Annotated in this window: 12 protein-coding genes; 8 read left to right on the top strand and 4 right to left on the bottom strand. The window is 45.0% G+C overall.

The annotated features are described in order from the left end of the window. Window positions 1–44: 44 nt before the first annotated feature. The 7 genes from pgl to WA1_RS24990 all read left to right on the top strand — a co-directional run bounded on the left by pgl (window position 45) and on the right by WA1_RS24990 (window position 10,905). Window positions 45–833, top strand: a complete 789-nt coding sequence (pgl, locus tag WA1_RS25020) for a 6-phosphogluconolactonase (RefSeq protein ID WP_017739784.1) — start codon at window positions 45–47, stop codon at window positions 831–833. Continuing rightward, a complete protein-coding gene (locus tag WA1_RS25015) occupies window positions 826–1,629 on the top strand; it encodes an MIP/aquaporin family protein (RefSeq protein WP_017739785.1) in 804 nt (267 codons plus the stop codon). The genes pgl and WA1_RS25015 overlap by 8 nt, the downstream gene beginning before the upstream one ends. Window positions 1,630–1,701: 72 nt before the next feature. Then, complete coding sequence (locus WA1_RS25010; RefSeq protein ID WP_017739786.1) at window positions 1,702–2,286, top strand: flavodoxin domain-containing protein; 585 nt, start codon at window positions 1,702–1,704, stop codon at window positions 2,284–2,286. Window positions 2,287–2,414: 128 nt separating this feature from the next. Further along, complete coding sequence (locus WA1_RS25005) at window positions 2,415–3,182, top strand: glucose 1-dehydrogenase (RefSeq protein WP_017739787.1); 768 nt, start codon at window positions 2,415–2,417, stop codon at window positions 3,180–3,182. A 30-nt stretch (window positions 3,183–3,212) separates the two neighbouring features. Beyond that, window positions 3,213–5,981, top strand: a complete 2,769-nt coding sequence (locus WA1_RS25000; RefSeq protein ID WP_017739788.1) for an MGH1-like glycoside hydrolase domain-containing protein — start codon at window positions 3,213–3,215, stop codon at window positions 5,979–5,981. 596 nt (window positions 5,982–6,577) lie between these two features. Then, complete coding sequence (locus WA1_RS24995) at window positions 6,578–6,925, top strand: hypothetical protein (RefSeq protein WP_017739789.1); 348 nt, start codon at window positions 6,578–6,580, stop codon at window positions 6,923–6,925. A 443-nt stretch (window positions 6,926–7,368) separates the two neighbouring features. Next, entirely contained in the window at window positions 7,369–10,905 is a 3,537-nt protein-coding gene (locus WA1_RS24990; RefSeq protein WP_017739790.1) for a WD40 domain-containing protein, read from the top strand. A 574-nt stretch (window positions 10,906–11,479) separates the two neighbouring features. Here the strand turns inward: WA1_RS24990 and WA1_RS24985 are convergent. The 3 genes from WA1_RS24985 to WA1_RS61370 form a co-directional block, all read right to left on the bottom strand. Then, window positions 11,480–11,698, bottom strand: coding sequence for a hypothetical protein (locus WA1_RS24985; protein WP_017739791.1), 219 nt, complete (start codon window positions 11,696–11,698; stop codon window positions 11,480–11,482). Between the two features lie 100 nt (window positions 11,699–11,798). Next, a complete protein-coding gene (locus tag WA1_RS24980) occupies window positions 11,799–12,647 on the bottom strand; it encodes a hypothetical protein (protein WP_017739792.1) in 849 nt (282 codons plus the stop codon). A gap of 155 nt (window positions 12,648–12,802) precedes the next feature. Continuing rightward, window positions 12,803–12,994 (bottom strand): thiamine pyrophosphate-binding protein, encoded by a 192-nt coding sequence (locus tag WA1_RS61370; protein WP_336389811.1) that lies wholly within the window; start codon window positions 12,992–12,994, stop codon window positions 12,803–12,805. Between WA1_RS61370 and WA1_RS61365 the strand changes: the two genes are divergently transcribed. Next, a complete protein-coding gene (locus WA1_RS61365; RefSeq protein WP_336389857.1) occupies window positions 12,970–13,218 on the top strand; it encodes a hypothetical protein in 249 nt (82 codons plus the stop codon). The genes WA1_RS61370 and WA1_RS61365 overlap by 25 nt on opposite strands. A gap of 192 nt (window positions 13,219–13,410) precedes the next feature. Here WA1_RS61365 and WA1_RS57250 read toward each other — a convergent pair whose 3' ends face one another. Next, a complete protein-coding gene (locus WA1_RS57250; protein ID WP_158516693.1) occupies window positions 13,411–13,587 on the bottom strand; it encodes a hypothetical protein in 177 nt (58 codons plus the stop codon). Between the last annotated feature and the right edge of the window lie 173 nt (window positions 13,588–13,760).

The following is a 13,760-nucleotide window of genomic DNA, read 5'->3' as shown; positions in this document are numbered from 1 at the left end:
TCTCTTACATCATGACAGGAAGTGAGCAGTTTTTGTGAGAAAATATGCATCTAATTAGAGCAGTAAAGTCAGACATCCGAGTTGTCGCAAATGCTGAAGAGCTTAGCTTAAAAGCCGCAGAGGAATTTGTCCATCGGGCTGAAGAAGCGGTACAAGCACGAGGGATTTTTACCATCGCCCTAGCTGGCGGCTCGACGCCCAAAAGTCTTTACACGCTATTGGCTAGCGATACCGCATCCTTTCGGGAACAGGTGCCCTGGAACAAGGTACACTTTTTCTGGGGTGATGAGCGTCACGTCCCACCTGACCATCCCGAGAGTAACTACCGCATGGTGCAAGAGCGGCTGCTATCTCAAGTGCCTGTTCCACCAGAAAACGTACACCGAATCTTGGCTGAAAATCCAGACCCTGGCAAAGCAGCAGACGAGTATGAGCAAGTATTACGGCATTTCTTTAAGTTGCACGAGGGGAAGTGGCCGCGCTTTGACTTGGTGCTTTTAGGAATGGGATCGGATGGACACACCGCTTCCCTCTTTCCAGTAACCAATGTCATCCACGAACAAAGACATCTCGTCGCTGCTTCCTGGGTAGAAAAGCAGAATACCTACCGGGTTACCTTGACACCACCAGTGCTGAACAATGCCTTATGCACGATCTTTCTCGTTAGTGGGTCGGAAAAGGCCGAAACCCTACGAGCAGTTTTGGAGGGTAACCCGGAGCCCGATCGCTTCCCCGCTCAGATTATCCGTCCAAAACAGGGGTCGCTACTATGGCTGGTAGACCGGGCAGCAGCACGTTTTTTGCGGCTTGAGCAGGAAGAAAATCATGGATAGTTTCACAAGTTGGAGACAATTGCACTGGTCTGAATATGGTGCAGAACTTCTCGGAACTGCGTTTAATCTTTTTATTGGGCTGAGTGCAGTTGTCTTCAATTTTGGTAAGGGTTTGCCAATGCAGGCTCTCATACCCAACGAAAGTATGCGTTTGTTGATGACAGGGCTGTTCTTTGCTGGAAGTGGGTCTCTCATCGCGATTTCCCCACTGGGGAAATTGAGTGGTGCTCACCTCAATCCTTCCTTGTCGCTGGCATTCTGGGTTCAAGGCAAGATGCATCGACATGACCTGATCGGATACATTATTGCACAATTCCTCGGTGCAATTATCGCTGCTATGCTAATAGTGGTTGTGTGGGGAAACTACGCCGCCAGTATCAGGAATGGTATGACCTTGCCTGGGAATGGTTACCCACTCTGGTATGTTTTTCTTGCTGAAGTTACCATAACCTTTCTGCTGGTGCTATCTATCTTTATCTTCTTAAGTCATCATCAGCTAATGCGCTGGACACCACTTATGACGTGGCTTCTAGTGGCAACAATAGTCTGCTTAGAGGCACCTATCTCTGGCACGAGTCTAAATCCTGCACGCAGCATTGGACCTGCTTTAGTCACATTGTATTGGAAAGACCAGTGGCTTTACTGCATTGCTTCACCACTGGGAGCAATGGTTGCTGTAGTCGCCTTTCGACTCCTTGCTATGGGTAAACTCGATATTTTGACAGCTAAACTTTTTCACGTTCCTCATTACCTTTGCATTTTCAAAAATGTTAAAGTACCACACCTTAAGAGGTAGTAGATTTAACTCTTAAGCTCTCTCCCCACCTCTTGTTCACTTCACCTTTACGTAAAATCAAGGAGATAATAAATGACTAACGTATTAATAGTGTATGCAACAGATTATGGCAATACACGAAGGATGGCTGAGACGATCGCGTCAGGTGCCATGTCAGTCCCCGATACTCAAGTCTCAGTCAAATTAGCGGATGATGTTACAAAAGATGACCTAATTGCCAGTGACGCAGTCATCGTTGGCACGCCTGTTCATATGGGAAGTCCAGATTGGCGGGTCAAAAAATTTATCGATACAGTGTGCAGTCGGCTTTGGATGAAAGATAGCATGATTGGCAAGGTAGGTGCTGTATTCGCTACTGGTAGTGGCTATGGAAACGCTGGAGGTGGATGCGAGCTCACAATGTTAACTCTGCTAAATAACCTTGTTGAGCTGGGGTTGGTGATAGTGCCTCTTCCTAAAAATACCCCAGGTTACCACTTAGCAGGGCTCCAGTGGGGACCATACGCACGCTCTGCTGGGGAAAAGATGGAGCAAACGGGCGTGACGGAAGAAAGACTTGAAGCTGCAAGGCATCACGGCGCAAATGTATCTAGAATCGCTTCAGTTCTTAAAGGTCACGATTTGTTTGCTAAGCCAACTCCAGTTTTAGCACAATAGGTAACTTAAAAAGTTGAAGGTTGCAAAAAGGTTAAAAGTTCGCACTAGTAACTCTAACCTTCAAAGAAAGCAACCTTCTTTTCCTTAAGCCCGCACAGACATCACACTATTCCAAAAGGAAAATAAAGATGAAGCTTGAAGGTAAAATAGCTTTGGTAACCGGCAGCAGCCAGGGAATTGGTCAAGCCATTGCAGCGCGTCTCGCCCAAGAAGGCGCAGATATCGTGATTGACTACCGCAGCCATCGGGAGGGTGCCGAGGAAACGCTAGCTAAAGTGGAAGCAACCGGACGCTCTGGCTTTATTGTTAAGGCAGATTTGGGTGTAGTGAGCGAAGTCCGCCAGTTGATTGAATCGGGTATCCAACACTTCGGCAAACTAGATATCTTGGTGAATAACGCTGGCATTGAAAAGAACGCCTCTTTTTGGTCGGTATCAGAAGCAGATTATGACGCAGTGCTCAATGTCAACTTAAAAGGTGTGTTTTTCGTAACTCAAACCTTCGTCCAGCACCTGATTGAAACTAACCGGACTGGAAAGATTATTAACATCAGCTCGGTGCATGAGGAACTCCCGTTCCCACATTTTACTTCTTACTGTGCTAGCAAAGGTGGCGTCAAAATGATGACGCGCAACCTGGCTATTGAGTTAGGACCTTTTGGAATAACCATTAACTCCGTCGCGCCAGGAGCGATTGAGACTCCTATCAACACTAAGCTTTTGAACGACCCAGAAAAGCTGAGTGCTCTACTCAAGAATATCCCATTGGGTCGCTTAGGTCAACCTCATGATGTAGCTTCCGTAGTTTCTTTCTTGGCTTCTTCTGATGCTGACTATGTGACAGGTACAACCTTCTTTGTGGATGGTGGTCTGCTCTGGAATTATCAGGAGCAGTAATGTGATTAAATATTATCTGGAAATAAAATTATGACTCAAGAAGAAGCAAGATTGGTAGCCGATCGCGATCGCACAGCGTACTGGAAGCGGTGGGGTCCTTATTTGAGTGAACGACAGTGGGGAACAGTGCGAGAAGATTACAGCGCGACTGGAGAAGCTTGGGACTACTTCACCCATGACCAAGCCCGTTCCCGCGCTTACCGCTGGGGAGAGGATGGCATCGCTGGAATTTCAGATAACCATCAACGACTTTGTTTTGCCATTGCTCTCTGGAATGGAGAGGATACCATTCTTAAAGAGAGAATGTTTGGTTTAACGGGACGTGAAGGCAATCATGGGGAAGATGTCAAAGAATACTACTTCTATCTAGACAATACCCCCACGCACTCCTACATGAAATATCTTTACAAATATCCCCAAGCTGCTTTCCCCTATGCCCAATTAGTTGAAGAAAATCGACGCAGAGATCGCAAGAGTCCAGAATTTGAATTGCTTGATACGGGTGTGTTTGCCGACGATCGCTACTTTGATGTCATCGTAGAGTATGCAAAGAATTCACCTGAAGATATTTTAATTAAAGTCAGTATCACCAACAGGGGACCAGAAGCGAAAACGCTGTATCTTTTGCCAACACTCTGGTTTCGGAATACCTGGTCTTGGGACCCCAGTAAAGAAAAACCTTTTCTTAAGCTTTTCAAATCTGATACTCACTTAAGCGTCATAGAAGCCTCCCATCCAACGCTAGGAGATAGATGGTTTTACTGTGATGGTGTAACCCAACTGCTTTTTACAGAAAATGAAACTAACCATGAAAGATTATTTGGGGTGAGTAATGCTTTTCCCTATGTCAAAGATGGAATTAACAACTATGTGGTGCATGGTCAAAAAGAAGCTGTCAATCCCAATCTTATCGGCACCAAAACCTCAGCCTATTATGAATTGTCAATTGGTGCAGGCGAAACCAAAGTAGTACGGCTGCGGCTGAGCGACATCTCCCCATCCCGCCTTTATCAAAGGGAGGTAGAAAAGGATGTAGAACCATTCGGTGCTGAGTTTGAGAGAATTTTTCAAAATCGGATCTCGGAAGCAGATGAATTTTATCACCGTATTTGTCCCTTCCAGCTATCTAAGGATATGCGAAATGTCCAACGACAGGCATTTGCTGGTATGTTGTGGAGTAAGCAATTCTATTACTACGTAGTCGAAGAATGGCTTAAAGGCGATCCAGGGAGTCCTCTGCCACCGCCCGAACGCAAGCACGGCAGAAATCATGAGTGGATTCATCTATTTAATGATGACATTCTCTCCATGCCTGACAAGTGGGAATACCCTTGGTTTGCAGCTTGGGATTTGGCGTTTCATCTAATCCCACTCGCAATGATTGACCCAGATTTTGCCAAGTACCAGTTGGATGTACTGACACGGGAGTGGTATATGCACCCTAACGGTCAAATTCCTGCATATGAGTGGACTTTTGGCGATGTCAACCCGCCTGTTCACGCTTGGGCTGCCATGCGTATCTATCAGATAGAAAGAAAAATGTATGGACGCGCTGATAAAGATTTTCTGGAACGTGTGTTTCAGAAATTGCTGCTCAATTTTACCTGGTGGGTGAATCGGAAGGATGTAGAAGGAAACAATGTTTTTCAGGGCGGCTTCTTGGGATTGGACAATATCGGTGTTTTTGACAGAAGTGCTGAACTTCCTACAGGTGGACATATTAATCAGGCGGATGGCACTAGCTGGATGGGGATGTATTGTCTGAATATGCTGGCGATCGCACTGGAACTGGCAAAAGACAATTCAACCTATGAAGATATTGCCAGCAAGTTTTTTGAACATTTCCTTTACATTGCTGATGCCATAGACGGCATTGGCAAGGAAGAAATAGCTTTATGGGATGAAGCTGATGGCTTTTACTACGATGCGCTGCATTTGCCCGATGGTCGCCATTGTCCCATGAAAGTGCGCTCGATAGTAGGGTTATCCCCACTTTTTGCCGTTACCACCCTGGAACCAGAAGATTTGAAGATGTTACCAGGCTTTAGACGGCGGATGGAGTGGTTTATTCGCAATCGCCCTGACTTGAGCCGAAATGTTGCCTGTATGCAAACACCTGGTGTTGGTGCCAGAAGACTGCTAGCGATCGCGTATCGAGATAAACTCCGCCGCATCCTGCAAAAAATGCTAGATGAGACAGAATTCTTAAGTCCCTATGGCATCCGCGCTGTCTCTAAAATTCATGCATCTCATCCCTACATTCTTGCAATAGATGGCCAAGAGTACCGGGTGGATTACGAACCCGCCGAGTCCAGCACCGCTCTGTTTGGCGGCAATTCCAACTGGCGTGGACCGATTTGGTTCCCCATAAATTATCTGATCGTCGAGTCACTCCAAAAGTTCCATCATTACTTGGGCGACGATTTCAAAGTGGAGTGTCCAACCGGTTCTGGTCAAATGATGACACTTTGGGAAGTTGCAGCTGAGTTATCTCAAAGGCTGACTCGAATTTTCTTGCAAGAACCATCTGGTCAGCGACCTGTTTATGGCGGCACAGAAACATTCCAAACAAACCCTCATTGGTGCAATCTGATTCTTTTCAATGAGTATTTTCATGGCGATAACGGTGCCGGAATTGGTGCCAGCCATCAAACAGGCTGGACGGGTTTAGTGGCAAAACTCATCCAGCAGTACGCAGAATATGGCGGAGAAAATGGTTTTGTTGCAAAAACTGACGATACTTTGGCAAAAGTTGTGAAGGCTAACGCTACACCTTCTACTGTAGGCTCGTTAGCTTGACAACCACCGTTAATAAACCGTTCAAGTTTTGCACGCTTGTGTAATGCTTTTTCTTTAAATCTCATACAAAGACGCTAACCTTATTCTTTGCGTCTTTGTGTGAAGTTATTAACCATCTAATATGCAACACGAACTCATTCAGTAGGTTGAATTATATTAATTTTTCTTTATATTACGTTTGTATACTGGCATTTTTTTTAAAATACACATTAAGTTTCGCCTTAATTTACCGTTCTTAACTGTTCAAAATTTTCAACCTGCATAATATTAGATTGAATTATTCAATAAATAGGAGTGTTAGGAAAAACAAGACGTGGACAAAAACCACTTTTAGCGAGTTAACAATCCCCAAATTGAAGTTGTTTCTGCCTTAAACACGTACTTACTGCAAAGTGTTTATCGAATGCATTTGATATTTAGCTTTGGCATTAAAAAGCAAAGATCTGTGGCAATCCTACTTGAGTTGTAAAAAATCTCGCTCTCAGAAACCCAGTTTCTCAGAAGTTACGGGATTTCTTCGCTCATGAATTATCTAGGAGTACTAGAATACCAAAGCAAATATCTTAACCAAAAAGTGTACCATAATTTATGAGTTTGTGGCTAAAAAAGATAGTGAAGAAACTGTAGTTGTCAAGGGAGCTATACCAAAAACTTTAAAACTTCAGTTCAAGGTTCTCTGTGTACAGAAAGAATTGGAGATGAGTGAGGTATTGGAGGATTTGATTGGGCGATGGATACAAGCAGATGCGCCTGTTACTAAATCCTTCATTAATTTGTCTAACCAAGACTCTGAGGATGTTAAAGCATACGTCCCAAAATCTTTAAAGCTTCAGTTCAAATTGCTCTGCGCTCAGAAACAAGTTACAATACGTTATATTTTATATGCACTCATTAAGCAATGGGTGGAAATGAGTGGTTCTAGTTCTGAACCTTCGCCGCTTTAATCAAATTACTATAAAAAAATCTAATGAGAACCATAGCTTTTTTGTTACTTTTACGACTTACGTACTGTACAAATTAAACATCATGTGTATTAACGGATAATGCTTATTTCAGACGAGTAGGAGCGAACGGCTGTTCGTCCTAACTACCTATTGCGCTAAAAAATAAAATATTATTGGATACATAGTAGCTTAGCATAAACTAATACTTTTGACAGAAGCTAGGGAAACCAAAATAAGATACTTTACAAAGTAGAGCTTAAGTGCTTACGGCTGTAAGAACTTTTGTGATACCCTCTTACTTGTGGATGTAGCAACTTATTCGCGCCTGTACCGAAAGGCTAGGCTACAAATAGTGCTTTCAGTTACTGAATTTCGCTTCATAGCAACTACGGTAATGGCGTAGGGGAGCAAGTGATGTTACGACTACGAAGAAGGGCTTTATTATGAATCTTCCAAAGCAGAAACGTAAACGAGGTCTTATCCTTACGCCACAAGGATTGCAAAAACTTCAGGCGGCAAAACTGGCTTCTGAAGTCAATGAAAATTATGGAAACAGGTATACATTAGAAGATTTAGCTGAACGCATTGGAATAAATACTGCTACAATCTCTAAGGTGTTGTCTCGCGAAGACGCAGTTGACAAAAAAACACTTGAGTATTTCTTCCAAGCTTTTAATGTAGGACTGGATAAAGATTGCTATACACATTCGGATCAATGTCAGCGTCAAGATTGGGGAGAAGCAATCTGTTTGTCAGTTTTTTATGGACGTATAGAAGAACTCAATAAATTAGAGCAATTGATTCTTGAGGATCGCTGTAAACTAGTTGCACTGTTGGGAATGGGGGGAATTGGTAAATCAGCTCTGTCTGTAAAGCTGGCAGAACAGATTAAATATAGTTTTGAGTATATTATATGGCGATCGCTACGAGAAGCTCCCCCTATTAAAGCTATCCTGGCTAACCTGATTCAGTTTTTGTCCAAAGAGCAGGAAACAGAAGCTTCTTTACCAGAAAGCGTAGGCGATAGAGTGTCGCGACTGATTGATTGTCTGCGAGCCTCACGCTGTCTGCTGGTACTAGATAATATGGAGTCGATTTTGCGTAGTGGTAGTCGAGCGGGACTTTATCGAGAGGGGTATGAGGAGTATGGGGATCTGCTTAGACGGGTGGGAGAAGCTAATCACCAAAGCTGCTTAGTACTGACAAGTAGGGAAAAACCTAAAGAAGTGGCATCACTAGAAGGAGAAGCATTCCCTGTGCGCTCATTTTTGCTAGGTGGTCTGAAATCAGTGGACGGGCAGGAAATTTTGAAACTTAAGGGGATCGCTGCTTCAGAGTCCGAGATCGGAACACTTATCGATCGCTATGCTGGTAATGCCTTAGCTTTGAAAGTGGTTGCTACGACCATTCAAGATGTATTTTGTGGTAATGTTACTAAATTTTTGCAACAAGAAACAACTGTTTTTGGCGATATTTGTGATCTACTAGACCAGCAGTTTGAGCGCTTGTCATGTTTAGAAAAGGATATAATGTACTGGCTGGCAATTAATCGCGAGCAAGTTTCGCTATTAGAGTTGCAAGAAGATATAGTATCACCAGTACCACCACAAAAATTACTGGAAGCTCTGGAGTCTCTGGTGAGGCGATCGCTAGTTGAGAAAAGCGCAGCACTCTTCACGCTACAACCTGTAGTTATGGAGTATGTGACTCAGCGATTCATAGAGCAAGTTTGTGAGGAGATTGCAACTAAGAAGATTGAGCTTTTTAGATGCCATGCTTTGATAAAAGCGACGGCGAAAGACTACATTAGAGAGACACAAGTTCGCCTTATCCTCCAGCCTGTCTTAAACGGATTAATCGTAGCCCTCAAGAGCAAACGAGGCGTTGAAGAGCAATTAACTCAGATTATAGCGAGGCTGCGGGAGACATCACCGCTGGAACCAGGGTACACGGCTGGTAACATTATTAGTCTGTTTTGTCAACTGGGAACTAACTTGAGAGGCTATGACTTCTCACATTTAGCAGTTTGGCAAGCCGACCTCAAGTGCGTACAGTTGCATGATGTCAATTTTGCTCATGCCGATCTGGCGAAGTCTGTTTTTGCTGAAACGTTTGGTGGTGTTTCCTCGGTAGCCTTTAGCCCTGATGGCAAACTTTTGGCAACGGCTGATACTGGTGGTGAGATCCACTTGTACCAAGTTTCGGATTGGAAGCACCTTCTGACTTGTAAGGGACACACTAACTGGATTCCGTCAGTAGCCTTTAGTCCGGATGGTAGTATCCTTGCTAGTGGAAGCAGTGACTATACAGTGCGCCTGTGGGATGTCGGTACGGGGCGATGCCTGCAAACCTTTCAAAAACATACTAATGAGATTTGGTCAGTAGCCTTTAGTCCGGATGGTAACACGTTAGTCAGTGGCAGTAATGATTGCACAATAAGGCTATGGAGTGTTAGCACTGGTGAATGCCTCAGAACTTTTCGGGGACATACAAATTGGGTAATATCAGTAGCTTTTAGTCCAGACGGACAGACGCTAGCGAGCGGTAGTGATGACAACACGCTTAGGTTGTGGGATATTGGTACTGATGAATGCAAAAAAATTTTTCAGGGACATGATGATGGGGTACGGTCAATCACTATCAGTCCTGACGGTCGGATACTAGTGAGTAGCAGTGATGACCAAACAGTGAAGTTGTGGGACTTAAACACTGGTGAATGTAGCGAAACTCTACACGGGCATTGTGCTCCGGTTTGGTCATCTGCCATTAGTCCTCAAGGCAATCTCATTGCTAGTGGTAGTCTCGATCAGACGGTGAGGCTATGGAATATTAGCACTGGTCAATGTCTTAGAATTCTTCAGGGACATTCCGGTTGGGTGCTTTCTGTTGTCTTTAATTTGCAAGGGGATCTTCTTGCTAGTAGCAGTGATGACCAAACGATAAAACTATGGAACGTTAGCACCGGTCAATGTCTTAAAACTTTTAGTGGGTACACTAGTCATTCCTGGTCAGTTGCCTTCAGTTCAGATGGGAGGAAGCTGGCAAGTGGCAGTCAAGACAGCACGGTGAGGCTATGGGATGTTAATGCGGGTCAAGCCTTGCAAACCTTCCTGGGACATCGTGCGGCGGTTCGATCGGTTGCCTTCAGTTCAGATGAGCAAATGTTGGCAAGCGGCAGTGACGATCAAACGGTGAGGCTATGGGATGTCAATGCGGGTCAAGCCTTGCAAACCTTCCTGGGACATCGTGCGGCGGTTGCGTCAGTTGCCTTCAGCCCAGATGGGCAAATGTTGGTAAGCGGCAGTGACGATCAAATGGTGAAGCTATGGGATGTCAATACGGGTCAAGCCCTGCAAACCTTCCTAGGGCATGGGGCGGCGGTTGCGTCAGTCGCCTTCAGTCCAGATGGGAGGACGGTGGCGAGTGGCGGATGGGATCAAACAGTAAAGCTTTGGGATGTTAGCACTGGTGGGTGCAAGGAAACGCTAAAAGGGCATACAAATTGGGTTTGGTCAATTGCTTTTAGTCCGGATGGTGAACTGCTGGCGAGTGGTGGTTATGACGGAACAATCCGATTGTGGAGTGTCAGTAATAGTGCTTGTTTCAAGACTTTTAAGGTTGGTGAGAATAATTCTATCGTTAAAACAGTCGCCTTTAGTGAAGATGGTCAGATCATAGCCAGTAGCAGCCCCGATCACACAGTAAAGTTGTGGGATGTCAGCACTGGTGAGTGCAAAAGAACCTTGTATGGACATTCGGCTTTTGTCTGGTCAGTCGCTTTTAGCCCGGATAATCAAACTTTGGCTAGTAGCAGCACTGACGATACAATTCGAATTTGGGATGTGAGCGCGAGTGAGTGCTTAAAGACTTTGAAACCCAGGAAATTATATGAGGGAACAAATATTAGAGAGGCAACAGGTTTAACTGCCGCGACGATTGCTAGGCTGAAAATTCTTGGGGCAGTTACTTCCGAAAAATAGTCTATCTAATATGAAATCCGGGTGATTACCGTGGCAACTGCGTTTAATGCTGCACGCAAAGTTTCGGCTACGCTTTCCAGGCGATTCAAGTTGCGAATTGCTGCCAGTACGTGGGTTGAATCGGTGCGCTGTTTTCCTTTGTCTTTAACAATTAGCTTCTCTTCGTAGCTTATTGATATTAATTCTTAGTTAATTGATTTTTGTTGGCTCTTTTTTTAGTTTGTCTGTACTACTTTATTTGTATCTGATACTTGGGGTGCGGAATGGGGGATATAAATGTGCGAACCCACATTTAACTTGTCACGGATGATCTCTGACCGTCTATCTGTCACAGTAGTTAGGTCTAACCAGCCTCAGAGCTTCATTAAATACTCACTTGACAGAGACTAAACAATCAGGGACATCAACTGTTAACTCAAACCTGATTCATTAAACGGCGTTGCATAATTGCGGGATGTTTTTGAATTGTTGTAAACAAAAAAATCTAACTTCTTCGCGCACTTCGCGTCTTCGCGGTTCAATGATTCATCCCTATTTTATGCAACGCCCATTAAACTATATAAGCAAGCAAAAACTAAACATCACTGCCGTCAATGTCGCTTGGCAATCCTCGTGCGAATTCTTTGTCCATGATGCTTTCCAAATCAATCTCCATGTCATTCAAGACCTCTAAGCTGCTCTTAATGAGGCTGTTAGCAGAATAATCAGGATTCAAAAATTGCTGCTCGATAACTGTAGCTGTTGTAGTTTTCATTGATTGCTGCTCGATAATTGTAGCTGTTGTAGTTTTCATTGTCTTCTCCTTGTAGCTATTTGAGTTGTACTGTTAAGGGTGTTTTAGACGAGTTGTCCTTAGTTGTTCAGTTACTACGTGAGCAGTTGATAACCAGGTCTCACCTGTGGTTGTTTATACGCTCTAGTGGTTTCAACATATTCTGAATTTCCTCATCTGATATATAGCATTCCTTGGGTGGGCTGAAGCGCAACAATGCGGCTTTGTAACAGGCGGTCGCCACGCGAACACGCTCCTCAGGAGTAAGCGCTGCAATCATCTCAATCGTCTCCTCTACGTGCTTTACATCGGTGCCAACAGCACTGTGTACGCGCAGGCAGCGGGTAGCATTGGTACCCGGTGGTAACAATGCCTCCACCATCTGGATGTACTCCACTCCTCTGCATATCGCTAGGCGTTCCCCCGTATAGGAATAACCTACGCAATCAATTGGATCTGAGTCCCGCACGCTTTGGGTAAAGTGATCTATCAAAGCCTTTGCAGCGGGAGGAACAAGCGCTTCTACAACAGCTTCGGCTTTATATCCCATCGACTGGATATCGAGCAAGGCAAGTTGGTCGTGACCTGCTTCCTCTCTGGCTTTCTCTACAGCCCACTGCGCCAAACTCTTGCGGCCAGATGCAGCAAAGCGCTTCGCGGCTTCCTCCATCAATCGCGGGGTGGGATGGCACAGATGATAGAGACCAGCAAGCCGCCATACCCAACGCGTGCAGGTCAAGGCAGGTGGTCTGCGGCTTGACTTTATATCCCTCCAGGCTAATACTATTGCCCCATCCAAAAGCTTCCGGGTTTTAGCTATGCTGTTTGCGTTCATCATCTTTGGGGCGAAGGAATCGTCGTTCCTTGTGGGATTGGGTCGATGCACTAAAGTGGGGTTGGCAGTCTTCACCACTATTCCATCAGGCACAATCCATACCGATTCAGTATCGATTAAACAGTCATTACGCATGGTTTATTTCCTCACTTACGGTTGTTTCAGAATGAAAGAAAGTCACTCGTAGAAAAATTCCTTGCTTGAATTTGTCTGGATGACAGTAGAGATACTAAAATGAGCTACAAAGCCACCCTGGTGTGCTAGACCGAGGGCGAGCCAGAGAGAAATCTCTAAGAGTTGCTTGCTGCATTCGAGAGTAGTAACATAGTCGAGTAGCCATCCCAATGTAAAATCATCTGCGCTGTTAGCGCGTTAGTGATCCCCAGACCTGTTGTGGTAAACACCACGACCAAACGACTAATTGCAAAGTACGCCTCAGTAGCTGTAAACGCAGCTCGTGCTTCGTGACCAAAGAGAAGCACTTCGATTGAACTATGTTGCAGTGCGTGCTAGAAGAGTGCGATTGCCCGTTCGCGTGGCGTCCCGGAGGAAAGGGCACTGCGCTCTGTTCAATCGCACTTCCCGAAACACCAAACGCGTACTGCACTCCCATCTCTTCCAGCATCTTGACCACCGCAGAAGCTACCGAGACAGGGGTAGATTGCAGGCTGCTAGGGGAAGGCAAGGTATCCAACGGGCGATTTAAATGGGCATCCGCAGGAGGAATGGAAGAGTGAGATGAATACTTTCGGTGCTTAGCACGATCTGGTGCGAATGAAACAACGGTGTCTTGTTCCAATTTTTTAGTCGCACTCGTCTTGAGAGAATAATCTGTAGAACTCATAATCGGTAAAGGTAGATGCATATAGATTGACAATCAGCCATACTTGTGTATTAGCTATGGGGCATCCGCTAGAAAGGCAATTGAATACTGCAGTGGCGTCCGCGAATCGTTCAACATAGCAGCGATCGCGGCTAGAGACCTACCATAAACCCCGTTGACATCACACACATCATATATAGATGTCACTACTGATGGCATATGCAGACGTGCTGCTGTGCTGAATCGCGTCAAACGCCTTATATCTGGCGGCGGCTGCGTTATACCAATTCACGAAATGCACGATACATATACATTGGTCGTAGGAGCGCGGCGGCAGCCGCGCCCCTACCAGGGCATTTGTATCACCAAAAAAGTGAAATGGTATTATTCCCAAAGATTTCTGTATGCTAAGCCAAAAGAAACGT

This window comes from Scytonema hofmannii PCC 7110, from assembly GCF_000346485.2.
Classification (GTDB): Bacteria; Cyanobacteriota; Cyanobacteriia; order Cyanobacteriales; family Nostocaceae; genus Scytonema; species Scytonema hofmannii.
This window is presented reverse-complemented; position numbering and strand designations above follow the sequence as displayed.